Consider the following 18,427-nt stretch of genomic DNA (forward strand, 5'->3'; position numbering starts at 1 on the left):
CCATCCCCTTGGTGCCAATCGCGATTTTCGGACGCGCTTGTTCACAGGCTTATGACAACCGAAAGTCCATCTTCGCAGACAGTTACCTGCGACTGGCGTTTCAGGCCTCGCCATATTGAAGGTTACAATGGCTGCCTACACTGGCGCGAAGCAATTACAAATGACCGAACTGACCCTTTATCACAATCCACGCTGCTCGAAATCACGCGGCGCGCTGGAACTACTCGAACAGCGCGGCCTGACCCCGACCGTCATCCGCTATCTGGAAACACCTCCTTCGGCCACAGAACTCAAGCAGATTCTAGCTCGTCTGGGCATCGCACCCCGACAGCTGCTGCGTAGCGGTGAAGAGGAATACAAGGCGCTCAACCTGACGGATCCAGCGCTCACCGACGCCCAGATCATCGATGCGATGGTCGCGCATCCAAGACTGATCGAGCGGCCGATTCTGGTTGCCGGCGATGTCGCAGTGATCGGCCGGCCACCGGAGAAAGTGCTGGAGATCCTGCCGTGAGCGCGCCGTACATCTTGGTGCTGTACTACAGCCGCCACGGCGCGACGGCCGAAATGGCGCGACAGATTGCTCGCGGAGTGGAGCAAGGTGGCCTCGAGGCGCGGTTGCGCACCGTACCGGCGATATCCACCGAATGCGAGGCAGTGGCACCGACGATCCCGGCGCAAGGGGCGGTCTACGCCACACTCGACGACTTGAAGAACTGTTCCGGATTGGCTCTTGGCAGCCCGACCCGCTTCGGCAACATGGCCGCCCCGCTGAAATACTTTCTCGACGGCACCAGCGGGCTCTGGTTGACGGGGGAACTGGTGGGCAAACCCGCCGGCGTTTTCACCTCGACCTCGAGCCTGCACGGCGGCCAGGAGTCGACCTTGTTATCCATGCTGCTGCCCCTACTGCACCACGGCATGCTGGTGCTCGGCCTGCCCTACAGCGAAAACGCCCTGCTCGAGACCCGCGGCGGCGGCACCCCCTACGGTCCCAGCCACCATGCTGGCGCAGACGGCAAGCGTCTGCTGGATGAGCATGAAATCCACCTCTGTCGAGCCCTGGGCCAGCGCCTCGCGCAAACCGCCAAGCGTCTGGAGAATGACCGTGGCTAGAACGCCTAAACCACTCCCCTCCCTGGAATGGCTGACGCCCCGGGTAAAACTCAGCCGAGCAATAAGCCTGGCCAGCTTCATCGGCCTCGCTGTCCTGCTGACCATCTGGAATCTGGTTTTCGCCGACCTGCACGGTGCGCGCACTTGGGTCGTGGTCGGCATCCAGCTGATTCCGCTGCTTCTGGTCGCCCCAGGCATGATCTCGGGTAGTCCACGCGCTCATGCCTGGACCTGCTTCATCGTCAATCTCTACTTCATTCAGGGCGTACTCGCCGCCATCAACCCCGCCCGAGCGATATATGGTTGGTTGGAAGCAATCATCAGCCTGACGCTTTTCGTCAGTGCGCTGCTCTATACCCGCTGGGCTTATCAGTACGAGCGCAAAGCCTCGGGCGAAAGCTGAGGCGGGCCCGCGGCACAGCAACAGTGCCATGAGAGAACGGCGCTGAAGGCGTCGTGTGCGAGGGAGTGGCCAGTTCGGTATTCGCTGGACCGAAGCCCACCCTACCCAGGCCTTCGCACTTCTCGGAGAAGGTTTCAGCGCACCCGCCCGACGTTCGGCCGCGCCAGCGGCTAGAACGAACGAAGCAGCTGCATCCTGCCCTTACCAGCCGAGCGTCTGCTTGAGAAACGGAATGGTCAGCTTGCGCTGCGCCTGCAGCGAGGCCTGGTCCAGCCGATCGAGTAATTCGAACAACGCGCTCATGCTGCGCGCACCGCGGGTGAGGATAAAGCGACCGACGTCATCCGGCAGATTCAAACCGCGGCGCGAGGCACGAAGCTGCAGGGCGCGCAGCTTGTCCTCGTCCGACAGTTCCTGCAGTTGAAATACCAGTGAAAGGCTCAAGCGGGACTTGAGATCCGCCAGCTGCACGGCGATTTCTCGCGGAGAGGCATCTGCGGCAAGCAGCAAACGGCGGCCACTGTCGCGTAGTCGATTGAACAGATGAAACAGAGCTTCCTCCCACACCGGATCGCCCGCCACGGCATCCAGATCATCCAGGCAGACCAACTCGCTCTGTTCCAGATTATCCAGCAGCGCCGGGCCATACTCAGCCACATCGGCAAGCGGCAGATACACGGCCAACTCGCCTCGCTGCTCGACGCGCAGGCAGGCGGCCTGCAACAGATGGCTGCGCCCGACCCCAGTACTGCCCCAGAGGTAGACCAACTCGTCGGACCAGCCGGTTTCCGGCGAACAGACCCGTTCGACGTAGCCCAGCGCAGCGGCATTGGCGCCCGGGTAGAAGTTGGCGAAGGTGGCATCGTCACGAAGACGGATGCCCAAGGGCAGTTGAATGGGTTTCATGGTTGGCGGGGCGGCTCGACCGGCGGCTCGGCGTAAAGGTCCGAGAGTTTATAGAGATCATGCACGTGACGCAGCAGAACCATGATCACCGCAGCCACAGGCAACGCCAACAGCACACCGGTGAACCCGAACAGCTGCCCGCCAGCCAGCACCGCGAAGATCACCGCTACCGGATGCAAACCGATCCGATCCCCAACCAATAACGGCGTCAGCAACATGCCTTCGAGCATCTGCCCGACCGTGAACACCGCCGCGACGCCCAGCAATGGATAGGGCTCGAGACCGAACTGGAACAGTACGGCGATCAGGGCCGCACCGATACCGACCACGAATCCCATGTACGGCACGATGCTGGCGAGACCAGCCAGCACGCCGATCAACAACCCCAGCTCTACGCCGACCAGCATGAGTCCGGCGGAATAGACCACGGCAAGCGCCAGCATCACCAGCAATTGACCTCGCAGAAAGGCACCGATCACCTCGTGGCATTCGCGCATTAGCACCATGACGGTTTCTTCGCGCCGCCGCGGCAGTAACGACCGAAGCTTGGCCATGATCAAATCCCAGTCGCGCAACAGATAGAAGCACACCACAGGTACCAACAGCAGGTTCGCCAACCAGGCCAGCAAGGCGATACTGGAGGCCGTGGCCTGACTCAGAATGACCGCTACCACATCTTTGGTGCTGCCGATATTGGCGGAAAAAGCGCTCTTGATCTGGTCGAAGCGCCAAAAGTCCTCATCGAGGCCGAACTGCATCTGCATCCAGGGCAGTGCCGTCATCTGCAACCAGTCGAGTCCCAACGGTGCCAATTGATAAAGATGCATCAACTGCTTACCCAGCATCGGCACCAGTACCAGCAGTAGCACCAGACACAGCAGACTGAACAACGCGAACACCAGTATCACGCCCCAGGTGCGGGACAGTTTCCAGCGCTCCAGCCGATCGACCAGCGGATCACCCAGGTAGGCCAGCAGAATGCCGACTAGAAACGGCGAAAGAATGGGTGAAAGCTGATAGATCAGCCAGCCAAGCAGTAATAACGCCGCCAGCCATAGCCAGCGGTTGGTATGAGTGATCGTCATGGTCAAGACGCCTTGCTCCGGTTGATTCGAGGCCGCACGGCCACTGCAGGCGAAAGAGGAGGTTCGTAGCCGGCGGGCGCCGCCAATTGCAGCGCCCGCTCCGTTTGTATCGGGCATGTCGGCCCGCCCATACCGCTACCAGCGGTAGCGCAGCACCTCGCCCTGCTCTGCCGGTGGGATTTGCTCGGCAGCAGGCTGAACCGGCTCCTCGAGCGGTGCTTCGGCGTCGATCGGCTGTGCGCCGACCTCGCCAGCCGGCACGTCGGTGCCAAGCGGCGGCGCAGCGGCTTCATCGGCAGGGACCTCATGCAGCCGCGCCAATGCCAACTGCGCCCGCAATTGCTCCGGGCTGGCGTTGAGGCGATACACCAACCGGTCGCTTTCGACTCGCTGCAAGCGCGCACCGAAAGGTTCGAGCAGGCGATCCAGCTCGGCAAACCGATCGACATCGGCGCCCAGCACCTCGAGCGTGATCTCCGACGTCTCCCCTGGCGCCACCCGATACTGCGGCGCCAGGAACGTGCTGACTGCCAGCATCACCTCATCGGCCACTGCAGCCTGGCTGTCACCGCTCGCCTTGCCTTGCGTCTGCTGGTCACCGAGCCAGAGCCGCCAGTTGGCTTCCCAGGCTTCACCGGACTGTTTCGCCACCACCGCCAGCAGCCCATCGGCATCGTAGCGTTCCGAGGCTTCGCGAAGCGCCTGTGGTTCTTTCGCCGAGACGGCCTCGGTGGTGGCTGCGAGCTGCTCACTCAGATCGGCCAGTGGCAGACGTAACGGCAAGCCGCGATGCTGGGCGGCCACGCGCAGTTCGGACGAACCTTCCTGCGCATCGCCGACGAGCTGCGAGCCTTCTGGCGACGTTCCCAGCCACCAGGTGAGAATGCTGGGGCGGTCAGCCCCCCACAACGACAACCCGGCGGACCGCAGCGCACGCTCGGTAGTGGTCGGGTCGAAGTTCACCACGACCGCATTGTCTTCATAGGCATATCGGCTGACGAGCTGTTGCGGATCTTTGCGTAACTGCGCAACGGCGGCCTGGTCCGCCTCGGCCTTACCCGTGAGGCGCAAGACCAAGGTATCGAATGCCTTGCGCAGCGCCTCTTCACGTTCCGCCGGCTGCTGGCTGGCAACCGGTTCACGCACCTTGTAAAGATCGCTGAGGGGCGCAGCCATGGCGTGGGCGGATGCGGCCACACCGCAGAGGGCGAAAAAAAAGCGGGGAATGAGGCGCATGGAAATACTCGCTGGCTGGCCAGTCGTGGGGAGCCGGTCGGTCGCGATGACGACCGGCCACGATGAATCAAGCGTTATACCTTAAACAGGCGCCTGAATCGGGGCAACCGCCGCACTTGGCTGTTGCGCATGCGGCTAAAAAAACCAGGCAGTTTGTGCGAACTTGCCCGACGCAACTGCGTCCGGGATGGCCGCTCTGCGGCAAGCCTGATAAAATCGCGCGCTTTCCGCAGACCGGTCCGGCACCTTCGCCACGTTGAGACAATCGTCTCGTCCCACCGGTCGCCCCGCACTCTCCTCACAGGTCCGGATTATGAGCAAGCAACCCTCCATCAGCTACAAGGACGCCGGTGTCGACATCGATGCAGGCGAGGCGCTGGTCGAACGCATCAAGGGTGTGGCCAAGCGCACCGCGCGTCCTGAAGTCATGGGCGGCCTGGGCGGCTTCGGCGCGCTCTGCGAAATACCCGCTGGCTACAAGCAGCCGGTGCTGGTGTCCGGTACAGATGGTGTGGGTACCAAGCTGCGCCTGGCCCTGAACCTGAACCAGCACGACAGCATTGGCCAGGACCTGGTGGCCATGTGCGTCAACGATCTGGTGGTTTGTGGTGCCGAACCATTGTTCTTCCTCGATTACTACGCTACCGGCAAACTCAACGTCGACATCGCCGCCACCGTGGTTACCGGTATCGGCGCCGGCTGCGAGCTGGCCGGCTGTTCGCTGGTAGGTGGCGAGACGGCCGAAATGCCCGGCATGTATGAAGGCGAAGACTACGACCTAGCCGGTTTCTGCGTCGGCGTAGTAGAGAAAAGCGAAATTATCGACGGCTCGACAGTGACTGCCGGCGATGCTCTGATTGCACTGCCTTCTTCGGGCCCGCATTCCAATGGCTATTCGCTGATCCGCAAGATCATCGAAGTAGCCGGAGCCGACATCGAGAACACCCAACTCGATGGCAAGCCGCTCACCGAGCTGCTGATGGCGCCGACCCGCATCTACGTCAAGCCATTGCTCAAGCTGATCAAGGACACCGGTGCGGTCAAGGCCATGGCGCACATCACCGGCGGCGGCCTGCTGGACAACATTCCGCGCGTGCTACCCGAAGGCAGCCAGGCCGTTATCGACGTCGGCAGCTGGCAACGTCCTGCGGTTTTCGACTGGCTGCAACAGCAAGGCAACGTCGAGGAGCATGAAATGCACCGCGTGCTGAATTGCGGAGTCGGCATGGTCATCTGCGTCGCTCAGGAGCAGGTCGAGACCGTTCTCGACAACTTGCGCAGCGCTGGCGAAAGCCCTTGGGTGATCGGCCGGATCGCATCGGCTGACGAAGCCGCAGACCGCGTCGTACTGAACAACCTGAAAAGTCATTGATGAGCGCACCCTGCGACGTCGTGGTGCTGATTTCAGGGTCTGGCAGCAACTTGCAGGCTCTGATCGATAGCCTGGGCGAAAACAATCCGGTGCGCATCCGTGCGGTTGTTTCGAATCGCGCCGAAGCGTTCGGCCTCCAGCGTGCACAAGCTGTCGGTATTGTCACCCACGTGGTGCAGCACAAGGACTTTGCCGACCGCGAAGCCTTCGATGCGGCTCTGATGCACGTCATCGATGGGCACAAGCCACAGCTCGTGGTGTTGGCCGGTTTCATGCGCATTCTCACCCCTGGCTTCGTCCGTCACTACCAGGGCCGGCTGCTTAACATTCATCCGTCCCTACTGCCGAAGTACAAGGGGCTGGATACCCATCGCCGCGCACTCGAAGCCGGCGATCGCGAGCACGGCTGCAGCGTGCATTTCGTCACCGAAGAGCTCGATGGCGGGCCGGTTGCCGTACAGGCCACACTCACCATCGAAGACGGCGAAAGCATCGGCCAGTTGACCGATCGGGTGCATGCGGCGGAGCACATCATCTACCCACTGGCCGTTCGCTGGTTTGCCGAAGGCCGCTTGCGCCTTACCGAGCAAGGCGCGATGCTGGATGGCGCCCCACTGCCGACTACCGGCCATCTGTTACGAATCTAGGAGATCTTATGCGTCGCGTCTTGCTGCTTGCTCTTGCCGTACTGGCTTTGCCAGTTCAGGCCCTGGAGCTCAAGCCCTTCTCCGCCAGCTATACCGCAGACTGGAAGCAAGTTCCTGTCAGCGGCACCGCCCAGCGCAGCTTGGAAAAGCGCGAGGGTGACATCTGGGAACTGGATTTCGAGGCTTCCATGCTGGTAGCCAGTTTCAATGAACGCAGCACGTTCAAGGTCGAGGGCGAAAGCTTCTTGCCGCAGAAGTATCGCCTGAAGCGCAGCGGGCTCGGCAAGGGCAAGACCATCAAGCATGATTTCGATTGGGCCGCCAAACAGGTTGTCGGCGAAGATCGCGGCGACCCGGTCAAGCTGCCGCTCAACCGCGGCCTGCTGGACAAGTCCACCTACCAGATCGCGCTTCAACACGCCGTGGCGGCGGGCGAAAAGAGCATGAGTTACCAGGTGGTCGACGGCGATGAAATCGAAACCTATGACTTCCGCGTACTCGGCGAGGAGAAGGTCAGCACCAAAGCCGGCCAGGTCGACGCAATCAAAGTGGAACGCGTGCGCGATCCGACGCAGAGCAAACGCCAGACCATTCTCTGGTTCGCCACCGATTGGGATTACCTGCTGGTCCGCCTGCACCAGATCGAAAAGGACGGCAAGGAATACCAGATCATGCTCGACGAAGGCACCGTCGACGGCAAAGCCGTGAAGGGTAACTGATCCCCACCGCGCCAGCCTGCTGGCGCCTTACCGTCCGCTGCTACGCCGAGTCCGTCATGACCTACCCCCGCTCCCTGCTGCTCCTTCTGCTGCCGATTTTCGCTGGCTGCCAAGCGTTTTCCTGGCGCGACGAGCCATCTCGGCAAGCGGTCGAACGGCTGCAGGGCGAAGTCACGCGCAACGAAGGGATGCTGCTATTGCGTAGCTGTCAGGGTCAGCGACAAGTCGAGCTGCTCGATACCGGCACGACCGGATTGTCTGACGATGCCCAGGCATTGCTCTCCGACAGCGGCCGACCGCTGTTCGCCGATGTGCGTGGCAGGCTGATCTCGCGCGCCGATGGCAGCAGCCAAATGCAGCTGACCCAGGTTTACCGCCTTCAGAGCGAAGGACCCGGCTGCGACGCGAGCGGATTCAACCAGCTGGCACTGCGCGCCGGCGGTCACGAACCGGGCTGGAGCGTTCGAATCACGACCAAAGGCCTGTTGCTCGAGCGGCTCGGCCAGGCGCCGTTGGCGGTGCCCTATCTAGAAGAGCAGTTGCCCGGCGGGCAAACCAATTTCAGCAGCGAAGCCAACAGCCAACGCATCGATCTCTGGGTCGCCCCGCAACGCTGCGTCGATGGTGCCACCGGTGCCGTCAGCCATCTGACCGCCGAGCTGCGCCTCGACAACCAGACACTGCGTGGCTGCGCCTATTACGGTGGCGCCCGCAACGAATGAACCTATCGAAGCGCCCATCGCCGCGCTTCCCTACGCTTCGAAGACTCCGACCATGAATGACGACCTGTCCCTGCTACAGCCCTACCCGTTCGAGAAACTTCGCGTGTTACTCGCCGGCGCGCAACCGCCGGCCGACAAGCGCCCGATTGCGTTGTCGATCGGCGAGCCGAAACATCCTTCGCCCGATTTCGTGGCCCAGGCACTGGCGACCAATCTGGACCAACTCGCGGTATACCCGTCCACCCTTGGGATTGCCGCACTGCGTGAGTCGATCGCCCGTTGGTGCGAGCGTCGCTTCGGCGTTACGGCGGGGAGCATCGACCCGGCGCGCCACGTGCTGCCGGTCAACGGTACTCGCGAAGCGCTCTTCGCCTTCACCCAGGCCGTGGTCAAGCGCAGCGCCGATGCGCTGGTGATCAGCCCCAATCCGTTCTACCAGATCTATGAAGGCGCAACGCTTCTGGCCGGCGCCGCGCCGCATTACCTGCCCTGCACCGCCGAAAACGGTTTCAACCCTGATTTCGATGCGGTCTCGGCAGAAACTTGGCGACGCACTCAGATCCTCTTCCTTTGCTCGCCGGGCAACCCCACCGGCGCGCTGGTGCCACTCGAGACGCTCAAGCGGCTGATCGCTCTGGCCGACGAATATGACTTCGTTATTGCTGCGGACGAATGCTACAGCGAGCTGTACTTCGACGAAGAACACCCGCCGGCAGGGCTGTTGACCGCCTGCGCCGCCCTGGGACGCGAGGACTTCAAACGCTGCGTGGTCTTCCACAGCTTGTCCAAGCGCTCCAATCTGCCCGGCCTGCGCTCAGGTTTCGTCGCTGGCGACGCGGATATCCTCAAGGCGTTCCTGCTCTACCGCACTTATCACGGCTGCGCCATGCCGGTGCAAACACAGCTGGCCAGCATCGCCGCCTGGAACGACGAAGCTCATGTGCAGGCCAATCGTCAGCTGTATCGCGAGAAGTTCGATGCGGTGCTGGACATCCTCACCTCCGTGATGGAGGTGCAGCGTCCCGATGGCGGCTTCTACCTGTGGCCTAAGACGCCTGGCGATGACCAGCAGTTCACGCGCGAACTCTTTGCCAGCGAACACGTGACCGTAGTTCCGGGCTCCTATCTGTCACGTGAAGTGGATGGATTCAGCCCGGGCACGGGCCGGGTACGCATGGCGCTGGTGGCGCCGCTCGCCGATTGCGTCGAGGCTGCCGAGCGCATCCGCGCCTTCATCGCCAAGTCGTGATCTGGAAGCCGGACGTTGCGACGTCCGGCTTACCGATTCAGGCCACCCCCGGCGGGATCTTGTCCTTGCCGTAATCGCGCAGTTTTTCCAGATTTTCCGGTTTCATGTGCTCTGGAATGTCCGCAGTGACGGGCTCGTCGCTTTTGTCACGCTCGTCCACATCCGGTTTTTCGGGTTCGTTCATGGCATCCTCCTTCAGATTGCGTTCTCTTCCCAGATCAGTTCACCTTCGTCGCTGACCTCCGTGACCTTGGTCAGTGCAGCTTCGGCTGCAGTCTCGGCCTCGGAGGCAAGGTCATACCGCCGCCCGTTAGCCACCTTGAATACCTGGGCGTTTTCTTCCGTCCCCCGCCGTTTCACGGCTATCACTGCCTCGAATCCGTCATCGGCAGGAACGGCGGACGAGATGGCTTCATGGTTTTCGAAATGCTTGCGTGCCATACATGACCTCATCGTTGCGACTGTGATCAATGGACAACGTAGAGGGAGAAAAAGGTCGAACGTCTTCTTCGTGACCCACTCACTGAACCCATGGCACTGCCGCGACTCCACCTATAAACAGACGACCGGGAGCCCTCTATGCCAATGAGCGAAACCTACATGTCCAACGCCCCTTCCCGCGACGAGGTCGATGCGCTCGACGGTCTCACTCTGCTCGAGTTCGGTACAGGCTGGTGCGGTCATTGCCGTACGGCGCAGCCTCTGCTCGCCCAAGCCATGGCCGAGCGCGACATTCGCCACTTGAAAATCGAGGATGGACCGGGCCGCCCGCTGGGCCGCTCCTTCCGGGTCAAGCTTTGGCCGACCCTGATTTTGATGCGCCAGGGAGAGGAATTGGCTCGAGTGGTGCGCCCTACCGATACTCAGGCAATCGAACGATTGCTCAGCCAAGCCGATAGCGCCACGGGCTAAGGCCCTCCTGAGCGACAACGCACCCTGCCAGGCAGTGCCCCAACGGGCGGCAGGCTTTGCCTCATCGTGGCATAATCCGCGGCCCAGTTTGGCCGGAGAACGCGGAGCTGTCATGCCCGAGAAACGCAAAGGACTCTGTCTGTACGGCATCAAAGCCTGCGACACCATGAAAAAAGCCCGCACCTGGCTCGACCAGCAAGGGCTAAGCTATGACTTCCATGACTACAAGAGCGCCGGGATCGACCGCGCCCATCTGGAAGCCTGGTGCGATGAACACGGCTGGCAAATCGTACTCAACCGTGCAGGCACCACCTTCCGCAAGCTGGACGACACGCAGAAGGCCGACCTCGATCAGGCCAAGGCCATCGAGCTGATGCTGGCCCAGCCGTCGATGATCAAACGCCCGGTGCTCGACCTGGGCGACAAGACGCTAATCGGCTTCAAGCCGGACATTTACGCTGCCGCGCTGGCAGCCAAGAACTGATACCGCTCGCCACGACGAGCCGCGATTGATAAGAAGGATTTTCCCTATGAGCAACACCCTATTCAGCCTGGCCTTCGGCGTCGGCACCCAGAATCGTCAGGGCAGCTGGCTGGAAGTCTTCTACGCGCAGCCGCTGCTGCGCCCGGCCGGTGAACTGGTTGCCATCATTGCGCCGCTGCTCGGCTATGAAGGCGGCAACCAGGCGATTGCCATCAGCACGACCCAGGCCGCGCAACTGGCCGATGCGATCAAGCCGCTCGACACCGCACAGCACGCCCTGCTGACCCGTTTGGCCGAAAGTCAGCGCCCATTGGTGGTCACGCTGCTCGCCGACGACACTGCACCGACGTCCACACCCGAGGCCTACCTGAAGTTGCACCTGCTCTCCCATCGCCTGGTCAAGCCGCACGGCGTGAACCTGACTGGGATCTTCCCGCTGCTGCCCAACGTCGCCTGGACCAATCAGGGAGCGGTGGATCTGGCCGAGTTGGCCGAGCGTCAGCTGGAAGCGCGTCTGAAGGGCTATCTGCTGGAAGTCGTTTCCGTCGACAAATTCCCCAAGATGACCGACTACGTGGTGCCGGCCGGCGTGCGTATCGCCGATAGCGCACGCATCCGGCTTGGCGCCTATGTGGGCGAAGGCACCACGGTGATGCATGAAGGTTTCGTCAACTTCAACGCCGGCACCGAAGGCCCAGGCATGATCGAGGGGCGCGTCTCAGCGGGCGTGTTCGTAGGCAAGGGCTCGGACCTGGGCGGCGGCTGCTCGACCATGGGCACGCTGTCGGGTGGCGGCAATATCGTCATTTCCGTGGGAGAAGGCTGCCTGATCGGCGCCAACGCCGGCATCGGTATTCCGCTCGGCGACCGCAACACTGTCGAAGCAGGCCTGTATATCACCGCCGGGACCAAGGTAAACCTGCTCGACGAACAGGGCGCGCTGGTCAAGGTGGTCAAGGCACGCGAACTTGCCGGCCAGACAGACCTGCTGTTCCGCCGCAATTCTCAGAACGGCGCGGTGGAATGCAAGACTCACAAATCGGCGATCGAGCTGAACGAAGCGCTGCACGCGCACAACTGACCGCTTGGCTGGTGGCCAGAGCCGGAAGCTGAACGCAACAGCGCACCGCTTTGGCTTCCAGCCTCCAGCTTCAGGCCTAACGCTATGCTCTTGTCCCCCTGGCGCTCCGACTTTCCGGCCCTGGCGATTCTCGAAGCCCAGGGCCAGACTTATCTCGACAGCGCCGCCACGGCGCAAAAACCCCAAGCGTTGATCGACGCGCTGACGGGTTATTACACCTGCGGCACCGCCAATGTGCACCGCGCCCAGCATCAGCCGGCAGAGCGCGCGACGCGCGCCTTTGAGGACGCACGAATCAAGGTGGCACGATGGCTTAATGCGGCCAGCCCGACCGAAATCGTTTTCACCCGAGGCGCCACCGAAGCGCTGAACTTGCTTGCCTATGGCCTGGAACCGCTGATCGACACGGATGACGAGATCGTGGTCAGCGCGCTAGAGCATCACGCCAATCTGCTGCCCTGGCAGCAGCTGGCGAAGCGGCGCAATGCCAAGCTACGGGTGTTGCCGCTGGACGATCGCGGCGTGATCGATCTGGAGCGGGCCGCCAGCCTCATCGGCCCGCGGACCCGTTTGCTTGCCGTCAGCCAGCTGTCAAACGTGCTCGGCGCCTTGCAACCACTTGCCGAATTGTTGCCCTTGGCGAAGGCTCAGGGGGCGTTGACAATCGTCGATGGCGCGCAAGGCGTCGTGCATGGACGGCATGACATGCAAGCGCTGGCTTGCGACTTCTACGTGCTGTCCAGCCATAAGCTTTACGGACCCGAAGGCGTCGGCGCGCTCTATGGGCGAGGCGAGTCATTGCTCAAGCTCCGGCACTGGCAATTCGGTGGCGAGATGGTCCGCGTCGCTGATTTTCAGCATGCCGAGTTCCACGCCGCACCGCTAGGCTTCGAGGCCGGTACGCCACCCATTGGGGCGGTCATTGGCCTCGGTGCGACCCTGGACTACCTTTCCAAACTGGACGCAACGGCGGTGACCGGCCATGAGCAGGCCCTGCACACGAAGCTACTGGCCGGGCTCGCGGTGCGCGAAGGCGTGCGGCTGCTGGGCGAACCTCGGCTGGCGCTCGCCAGTTTCACCGTGAACGGCGTGCATCACGGCGATCTGGCCCACCTCCTGACCGAGCAAGGCATCGCCATACGCAGCGGAACCCACTGTGCCCAGCCGCTGATGAAGGCGCTCGGGGTTGATGGCGCCATTCGTGTATCGCTCGGGCTGTATAACGACGGCGCCGACATCGAGCGCTTCTTCGGCGCCCTGGACCGTGCCATGGAAATCCTGCAATGAGCGAGCTGTCCATTGCCGCCACAGGAGCGCTGCAGAGCTTCCAGCAGGCAGCGGGCTGGGAACAGCGTGCGCGCCTGCTGATGCAATGGGGTGATCGCCTCGAACCGCTCAGCGACACCGAGCGCACCGACGATAATCTCGTAACCGGTTGCGACAGCAAGCTTTGGCTGCTCGGCGAGCCGCGCGGCGATCACTGGCACTTCCGCGGCACCAGTGAAGCCCGCCTGCTGCGAGGCTTGCTCGCGGTCCTGCTGCTGCGCGCGAACGGTCTGCGCGCGAGCGAACTGCAGCGGCTGGATATCGCCGACTGGTTCGGGCAGCTCGGACTATCGCGGCAATTGTCGCCGTCGCGCGCCAATGGAATGAACGCCGTGCTGCAGCGAATGCGCGAGTTGGCCTCGAGCGGCTGATCACACTCGGCGCGCCAATAGCACACCAGCGTGACTGACCCCAGTCATCAGCCTCGTGTTCGCTCCGACGGCCGCCTGGCGCCGGCGACCAGCTTGTCGACGGCACGCGCCGCCGCCACCATGCCGAAACTGGCAGTAACCATCATCGCCGCACCAAAGCCACCAGCGCAGTCGAGTTTGACCCCTTCACCAACGAAACTCTTGCTCTGGCAGACGCCGCCATCCGGTTTCGGATAGCGCAGCTGCTCGGTGGAAAACACGCAGGGCACGCTGTAGGTGCGCCCCGGCGTGCGTGAGAAGTTATATTCGCGCCGCAGTAGCGAGCGCACCTTCGCCGCGAGTGGATCGTTGAAGGTCTTGTTCAGGTCGGCAACCTGAATTTGCGTAGGGTCAACCTGGCCACCGGCACCGCCTGTGGCGATGATCTGGATCTTGCGCCGCTTGCACCAGGCGATCAGCGCGGCTTTGGCCGGCACGCTGTCGATGCAATCGATGACGCAATCCATCTGCTCGGTGATGTATTCGGCCATGGTCTCTCGGGTGACGAAGTCTGCAACGGAGTGCACCACGCAGCCCGGATTGATCGCCTTGATTCGCGCCGCCATCTCGTCGACCTTGGGCTTGCCGACCGCACCGTCCAATGCATGAACCTGCCGGTTGGTATTGGTGAGGCAGACATCATCCAGATCAAACAGGCTGATTTCGCCGACGCCACTGCGCGCCAACGCCTCGGCCGCCCACGACCCGACCCCGCCGATCCCGACCACGGCGACATGCGCTGCCGCCAACCGCCCGAGGCCTAGGGAGCCGTAAAGACGGGCGATACCGCCGAAACGCTGATCGTCAATGGACATGTCGATACCCCGAAAAAGACTCGGGCGATTATATGTTCCTTCGCTCCGGCTGACACAGGGCCGTGCATCACGCTGCCTCAGGCCCGGCACCAAGCGACAGGCAGAACACCTTTTCCTGTCGGCTCCGCCGAAGGCACTACGCACAGCACGGCAGAACCCAGGTTTTGCTTTAATATGGCGCTCTTTTTCCCGCCTGCCTCGGAGCCGTGATGACCACCGCCGCCCTCTCGCCCACCCTCGAACTCGCCTGCGAGCTGATCAACCGGCCTTCGGTGACTCCGCTGGACGAGGGCTGCCAGCAGCTGATGAGCGAACGTCTCGCGGCCTGCGGCTTCGCGATCGAGTCGATGCACATCGAGGACGTGGAAAATTTCTGGGCGATCCGCGGTCAGGAAGGCCCGGTGCTGTGCTTTGCCGGCCACACCGACGTGGTGCCCACCGGCCCATTGCACGCCTGGCAGAACCCGCCATTCGCCGCCCGCATCGACGCGAAAGGCATGCTCCACGGGCGCGGTGCGGCGGACATGAAGGGCAGCCTGGCTTCGATGATCGTCGCAGTAGAACGCTTTACCGCGGACTATCCCAACCACAAGGGGCAGATCGCCTTCCTCGTCACCAGCGACGAAGAAGGTCCGGCCCATCACGGCACCAAGGCCGTGGTCGAGCGCCTGCGTGAGCGTGCTCAGCGACTGGACTGGTGCATTGTTGGCGAGCCTTCGAGCACCAACCTGGTCGGCGACGTGGTGAAGAACGGGCGCCGTGGCTCGCTCGGCGGCACCCTGACGGTGCGCGGTCAGCAAGGCCACGTGGCCTATCCCCACCTGGCGAAGAATCCGATTCATCTCGCCGCGCCAGCATTGGCCGAACTGGCTGCCGAGCACTGGGACGACGGCAACGCCTTCTTCCCACCGACCAGCTTCCAGATCTCCAATCTGAATTCAGGCACCGGCGCTACCAATGTCATTCCCGGCACCCTGGAAGCGGTGTTCAATTTCCGCTTCTCCACCGAGTCCACCGTTGAGGGACTGCAGCGACGTACCGCCGCGATTCTCGACAAGCATGGCCTGGACTGGAAGGTCGACTGGGCGCTGTCCGGCCTGCCTTTCCTCACCGAGCCTGGCGAGCTGCTCGATGGCGTGGCCGCGGCCATCCGCCAGGTCACTGGCCGCGAGACCACGCCATCGACCAGCGGTGGCACGTCCGATGGCCGTTTCATCGCCACGCTCGGCACCCAGGTCGTGGAACTCGGCCCGGTCAACGCGACCATCCACCAGGTCGACGAACACATCCTCGCCAGCGATCTCGACCTGCTGACCGAAATCTACTACCAGACCCTGGTCAACCTGCTCGCATGCTGATCTGTCCGGTCTGCCAGGGCGCGCTCGCCACGGTCGACAATGGTGTCGCCTGCCCGGCGAATCACCGTTTCGATCGCGCCCGCCAGGGATACCTGAACCTGCTGCCGGTGCAACACAAGAACAGCCGCGACCCGGGTGACAACCAGGCCATGGTAGAAGCGCGTCGACGCTTTCTCGACGGCGGCCACTACGCGCCGCTGGCGGCTCGTCTGGCGCAGCTGGCGGCCGAACGCTCACCGTCGCGCTGGCTGGACATCGGATGCGGCGAGGGCTACTACACCGCTCAGATCGCCCAAGCCCTGCCGGATGCCGAAGGTTATGCATTGGACATTTCCCGCGAGGCGGTCAAGCGGGCGTGCAAACGCGCACCGCAGTTGGAATGGCTGGTCGCGAGCATGGCCCGGGTGCCGCTGGCTGACGCCAGCTGCGGCCTGCTCGCCAGCGTGTTCAGCCCGCTGGATTGGAGCGAAGCTGAGCGCCTGCTAGCGCCCGGCGGCGGGTTGCTGCGCATGGGGCCGACCCGTGAACATCTTTGGGAACTGCGCGGGCTGCTGTATGACGAAGTACGCGAGTACGATGACGAGAAGCACCTGTCGCTGATCCCCGGCGGCATGCATCTGGCCCATAGTGAAACCCTCGGCTACGAGTTGCGACTGGATAGCGCCGAAGCCCGCGCCGACTTGCTGGCGATGACACCGCACGGCTGGCGCGCCAGCGCCGAGCGCCGTGCCGCAGTGATCGACACACCGCTCAAGGTTCGGGTTGCGATACGCTACGACTGGATTCAGCGTGACCGGTAGCATCGCGCACGTAAGAGAGCCGTAGCCGACCAATCCTACGAGGCCAGCCAAGCCACGCCGGTTCATTTCTCAATAGGCTGCAACCACCACCGACAAGGCCATCATCCATGCGTCAACCGGACATCGAGATCTACCTCAGGGACGCCAGCCAGGACGCCGTGACTGAATGGCTGAACCGGGCTGTTGGACCCTGCTCTCCCTGGCAAACCAAGGGCAAGGCGTTCAAGTGCAAGGCCGGCGATATCCCGGTGACCTGGTTTCCGAAGGCGGTCGGTAAATGGCACAGCTTGCTATTGGAAAGCGATGCGACCCCGTGGAACGACGACGTCGCCTGCGCACGCGCCGCTTATCAGGCGTTGAGCGTGGAAATCCGCTGCGCACCAGGTGGCTGGCAGGAAGAAGAGTCAGTCGAAAATGCCGATCGCTGGATCAGCGTCAGCGAGCGTGGCGAAGCGGAGATTCTCTGGCGCACGGACTGAATGTTGGTTTGCACCGTGGCATTCAGGTGCTACCCGCTCCGCCGCCAGACAGCTGATCCGTCGGCAATTACTGGGCGCACAGAAGCGAAATTCTCGGAAATCTGCCCCTTACGCCGACTATTCGGGGCGACCAATCGGAAAGAACTGGCCATGGCTCCAGACGCCCAGCCAGCTGGTGCCATCGATCTCGCGCGGGACCGCCAACTCGACCAACTGATAGAAGACATTGCGGTGAATCAGCGCTTCGAGATTGGCACGCACATGCACGTAGGGGGCCGGCTCCTGGCTGGTAGGATCGAGCTCGACCCGCATCGGATGCTCTGCACCCGCTTCGGTTTCGTCGCCGACATTGGTGACGAAGCGAAGCACCTGAGCTTCGCCGCTGCCCTCGACCTCCAACTCGACCGCCACGAAAGGTGCGTCATCAACGGTGATGCCTACCTTCTCTACCGGTGTCACTAGAAAGTAGTCGTCGCCGTCTCGTCGAATGACCGTGGAAAACAGCCTCACCATGGCAGGTCTTCCGATCGGCGTACCCATGTAGAACCAGCTACCGTCGCGGGCGATTCGCATATCCAGATCGCCGCAGAAGGGCGGGTTCCACAAATGAACCGGTGGCAGGCCCTTGTTCTCAGTCTTTGGAATCTGCCCCAGCAGATTCGCGGCTTTTCCAGCATCGCTCATGTGCGCTCCTTAACGGCTGAGGCCCGTCAGGCGTCGGGCATAATCGCGCAACGGCGGCCCTAACAAGACCTGCGGTGTCGCATCATAGATATTAAGCAGCCCTCCGCGGCTGCGAATTCGCGCCGTATCGACCAGATACCGATTCCCGGTTTCGATCAGCATCAGCTGGACCACGCTGGTATCGACCCCAAGTCGATCGAGCGCGCGCTGATCATCGAGCTCGTCGAAACTGCCGATGCGGTCATCGGCGGCGGCAAATCGCGTGTACAGCAAGTAATGGGCACCAACAGCCGCTGCCTGGTTCAATGCCTCTTCCAATCCTGCAGGCTCTGGAGCGCGACGAACCAGCGGAAAGTATTCGACAAACCCCTTGAACGCCTCCTCAGCTACCACGTTCGGCCGCGGATACGCATTGCCGGGCGGGACGAAGTGGCCTTGGGCGATGTAGATGAACGAATCGGGCTGCAGCCGCCATGATGCGGACCTCACGGTCTCGCTGTGATCGAGAAACCCGACGTCTCGCAGCTGGTTGCGAGTGCCCTCGGCCATGTCACTGACCTGCATGCACCCGCCCAAAACCAGCACGGCCACGATAAGGCTGAATACTTTCATCTTTGCTCCTG

General features: G+C 62.5%; 24 protein-coding genes. 16 read left to right on the forward strand and 8 right to left on the reverse strand.

The window, feature by feature from the left end; all coding sequences use genetic code 11:
- The first annotated feature begins 160 nt into the window (after positions 1 to 160).
- From arsC to UF78_RS14085, 3 genes are read left to right on the forward strand one after another with little or no spacing between them, the layout of a single operon-like run.
- Positions 161 to 514: an arsenate reductase (glutaredoxin) gene (arsC, locus tag UF78_RS14075; RefSeq protein ID WP_045162934.1), complete on the forward strand. Its 354-nt coding sequence runs from the start codon at positions 161 to 163 to the stop codon at positions 512 to 514.
- A complete protein-coding gene (gene wrbA, locus UF78_RS14080; RefSeq protein ID WP_045162845.1) occupies positions 511 to 1,116 on the forward strand; it encodes an NAD(P)H:quinone oxidoreductase in 606 nt (201 codons plus the stop codon). The genes arsC and wrbA overlap by 4 nt, the downstream gene beginning before the upstream one ends.
- Positions 1,109 to 1,519, forward strand: coding sequence for a DUF2069 domain-containing protein (locus UF78_RS14085; protein ID WP_045162935.1), 411 nt, complete (start codon positions 1,109 to 1,111; stop codon positions 1,517 to 1,519). Before wrbA ends, UF78_RS14085 begins: the two co-directional genes overlap by 8 nt.
- Positions 1,520 to 1,720: 201 nt before the next feature.
- Here UF78_RS14085 and hda read toward each other — a convergent pair whose 3' ends face one another.
- The 3 genes from hda to UF78_RS14100 all read right to left on the reverse strand — a co-directional run bounded on the left by hda (position 1,721) and on the right by UF78_RS14100 (position 4,746).
- A complete protein-coding gene (hda, locus tag UF78_RS14090) occupies positions 1,721 to 2,425 on the reverse strand; it encodes a DnaA regulatory inactivator Hda (protein ID WP_045162846.1) in 705 nt (234 codons plus the stop codon).
- Positions 2,422 to 3,510 (reverse strand): AI-2E family transporter, encoded by a 1,089-nt coding sequence (locus UF78_RS14095; RefSeq protein ID WP_045162847.1) that lies wholly within the window; start codon positions 3,508 to 3,510, stop codon positions 2,422 to 2,424. The genes hda and UF78_RS14095 overlap by 4 nt, the downstream gene beginning before the upstream one ends.
- A 135-nt stretch (positions 3,511 to 3,645) precedes the next feature.
- Positions 3,646 to 4,746, reverse strand: coding sequence for a DUF2066 domain-containing protein (locus tag UF78_RS14100; RefSeq protein WP_045162848.1), 1,101 nt, complete (start codon positions 4,744 to 4,746; stop codon positions 3,646 to 3,648).
- Between the two features lie 313 nt (positions 4,747 to 5,059).
- Here UF78_RS14100 and purM point away from each other — a divergent pair, with 313 nt between their 5' ends.
- The 5 genes from purM to dapC are packed head-to-tail and all read left to right on the forward strand — an operon-like array spanning position 5,060 to position 9,455.
- Positions 5,060 to 6,118, forward strand: coding sequence for a phosphoribosylformylglycinamidine cyclo-ligase (gene purM / locus UF78_RS14105; protein WP_045162849.1), 1,059 nt, complete (start codon positions 5,060 to 5,062; stop codon positions 6,116 to 6,118).
- On the forward strand, positions 6,118 to 6,765 hold the full coding sequence (gene purN, locus UF78_RS14110) for a phosphoribosylglycinamide formyltransferase (protein WP_045162850.1): 648 nt from the start codon (positions 6,118 to 6,120) through the stop codon (positions 6,763 to 6,765). Before purM ends, purN begins: the two co-directional genes overlap by 1 nt.
- A gap of 8 nt (positions 6,766 to 6,773) precedes the next feature.
- Positions 6,774 to 7,484, forward strand: a complete 711-nt coding sequence (locus UF78_RS14115) for a DUF3108 domain-containing protein (RefSeq protein ID WP_045162851.1) — start codon at positions 6,774 to 6,776, stop codon at positions 7,482 to 7,484.
- Positions 7,485 to 7,540: 56 nt separating this feature from the next.
- Positions 7,541 to 8,206: a COG3650 family protein gene (locus UF78_RS14120; protein WP_045162852.1), complete on the forward strand. Its 666-nt coding sequence runs from the start codon at positions 7,541 to 7,543 to the stop codon at positions 8,204 to 8,206.
- Positions 8,207 to 8,258: 52 nt separating this feature from the next.
- On the forward strand, positions 8,259 to 9,455 hold the full coding sequence (gene dapC / locus UF78_RS14125) for a succinyldiaminopimelate transaminase (protein WP_045162853.1): 1,197 nt from the start codon (positions 8,259 to 8,261) through the stop codon (positions 9,453 to 9,455).
- Positions 9,456 to 9,492: 37 nt separating this feature from the next.
- Here the strand turns inward: dapC and UF78_RS22900 are convergent, their stop codons facing one another.
- Positions 9,493 to 9,639, reverse strand: a complete 147-nt coding sequence (locus tag UF78_RS22900) for a hypothetical protein (protein WP_155397652.1) — start codon at positions 9,637 to 9,639, stop codon at positions 9,493 to 9,495.
- Positions 9,640 to 9,650: 11 nt separating this feature from the next.
- Complete coding sequence (locus tag UF78_RS14130) at positions 9,651 to 9,896, reverse strand: hypothetical protein (RefSeq protein ID WP_045162854.1); 246 nt, start codon at positions 9,894 to 9,896, stop codon at positions 9,651 to 9,653.
- Between the two features lie 138 nt (positions 9,897 to 10,034).
- On the opposite strand from UF78_RS14130, the gene UF78_RS14135 reads away from it, so the two are divergent.
- From UF78_RS14135 to UF78_RS14155, 5 genes are all read left to right on the forward strand, one after another.
- On the forward strand, positions 10,035 to 10,367 hold the full coding sequence (locus UF78_RS14135; RefSeq protein ID WP_045162855.1) for a thioredoxin family protein: 333 nt from the start codon (positions 10,035 to 10,037) through the stop codon (positions 10,365 to 10,367).
- Between the two features lie 112 nt (positions 10,368 to 10,479).
- Positions 10,480 to 10,851: an ArsC family reductase gene (locus UF78_RS14140; protein ID WP_045162856.1), complete on the forward strand. Its 372-nt coding sequence runs from the start codon at positions 10,480 to 10,482 to the stop codon at positions 10,849 to 10,851.
- Between the two features lie 46 nt (positions 10,852 to 10,897).
- Positions 10,898 to 11,932, forward strand: a complete 1,035-nt coding sequence (gene dapD / locus UF78_RS14145) for a 2,3,4,5-tetrahydropyridine-2,6-dicarboxylate N-succinyltransferase (protein ID WP_045162857.1) — start codon at positions 10,898 to 10,900, stop codon at positions 11,930 to 11,932.
- An 84-nt stretch (positions 11,933 to 12,016) separates the two neighbouring features.
- Positions 12,017 to 13,219: an aminotransferase class V-fold PLP-dependent enzyme gene (locus UF78_RS14150; protein ID WP_045162858.1), complete on the forward strand. Its 1,203-nt coding sequence runs from the start codon at positions 12,017 to 12,019 to the stop codon at positions 13,217 to 13,219.
- The gene (locus UF78_RS14155; protein WP_045162859.1) at positions 13,216 to 13,629 is read left to right on the forward strand and encodes a SufE family protein; all 414 of its coding nucleotides are present in this window, start codon (positions 13,216 to 13,218) and stop codon (positions 13,627 to 13,629) included. The genes UF78_RS14150 and UF78_RS14155 overlap by 4 nt, the downstream gene beginning before the upstream one ends.
- 47 nt (positions 13,630 to 13,676) lie before the next feature.
- Here UF78_RS14155 and tcdA read toward each other — a convergent pair whose 3' ends face one another.
- The gene (gene tcdA / locus UF78_RS14160; RefSeq protein WP_045162860.1) at positions 13,677 to 14,483 is read right to left on the reverse strand and encodes a tRNA cyclic N6-threonylcarbamoyladenosine(37) synthase TcdA; all 807 of its coding nucleotides are present in this window, start codon (positions 14,481 to 14,483) and stop codon (positions 13,677 to 13,679) included.
- Between the two features lie 209 nt (positions 14,484 to 14,692).
- Between tcdA and dapE the strand changes: the two genes are divergently transcribed.
- The 3 genes from dapE to UF78_RS14175 all read left to right on the forward strand — a co-directional run bounded on the left by dapE (position 14,693) and on the right by UF78_RS14175 (position 17,120).
- On the forward strand, positions 14,693 to 15,841 hold the full coding sequence (gene dapE / locus UF78_RS14165) for a succinyl-diaminopimelate desuccinylase (protein ID WP_045162861.1): 1,149 nt from the start codon (positions 14,693 to 14,695) through the stop codon (positions 15,839 to 15,841).
- Positions 15,835 to 16,641 carry a putative RNA methyltransferase gene (locus tag UF78_RS14170; protein ID WP_045162862.1) on the forward strand — a complete coding sequence of 269 codons (807 nt, stop codon included), beginning with the start codon at positions 15,835 to 15,837 and terminating at the stop codon, positions 16,639 to 16,641. Before dapE ends, UF78_RS14170 begins: the two co-directional genes overlap by 7 nt.
- 107 nt (positions 16,642 to 16,748) lie before the next feature.
- Positions 16,749 to 17,120: a hypothetical protein gene (locus UF78_RS14175; RefSeq protein WP_045162863.1), complete on the forward strand. Its 372-nt coding sequence runs from the start codon at positions 16,749 to 16,751 to the stop codon at positions 17,118 to 17,120.
- A gap of 117 nt (positions 17,121 to 17,237) precedes the next feature.
- Here UF78_RS14175 and UF78_RS14180 read toward each other — a convergent pair whose 3' ends face one another.
- Positions 17,238 to 17,804 carry a DUF1285 domain-containing protein gene (locus UF78_RS14180; RefSeq protein WP_045162864.1) on the reverse strand — a complete coding sequence of 189 codons (567 nt, stop codon included), beginning with the start codon at positions 17,802 to 17,804 and terminating at the stop codon, positions 17,238 to 17,240.
- A 9-nt stretch (positions 17,805 to 17,813) separates the two neighbouring features.
- A complete protein-coding gene (locus UF78_RS14185; RefSeq protein WP_045162865.1) occupies positions 17,814 to 18,416 on the reverse strand; it encodes a DUF4823 domain-containing protein in 603 nt (200 codons plus the stop codon).
- Positions 18,417 to 18,427: the final 11 nt, after the last annotated feature.

This window comes from Stutzerimonas stutzeri (assembly GCF_000952685.1).
Taxonomy (GTDB): Bacteria; Pseudomonadota; Gammaproteobacteria; order Pseudomonadales; family Pseudomonadaceae; genus Stutzerimonas; species Stutzerimonas stutzeri_E.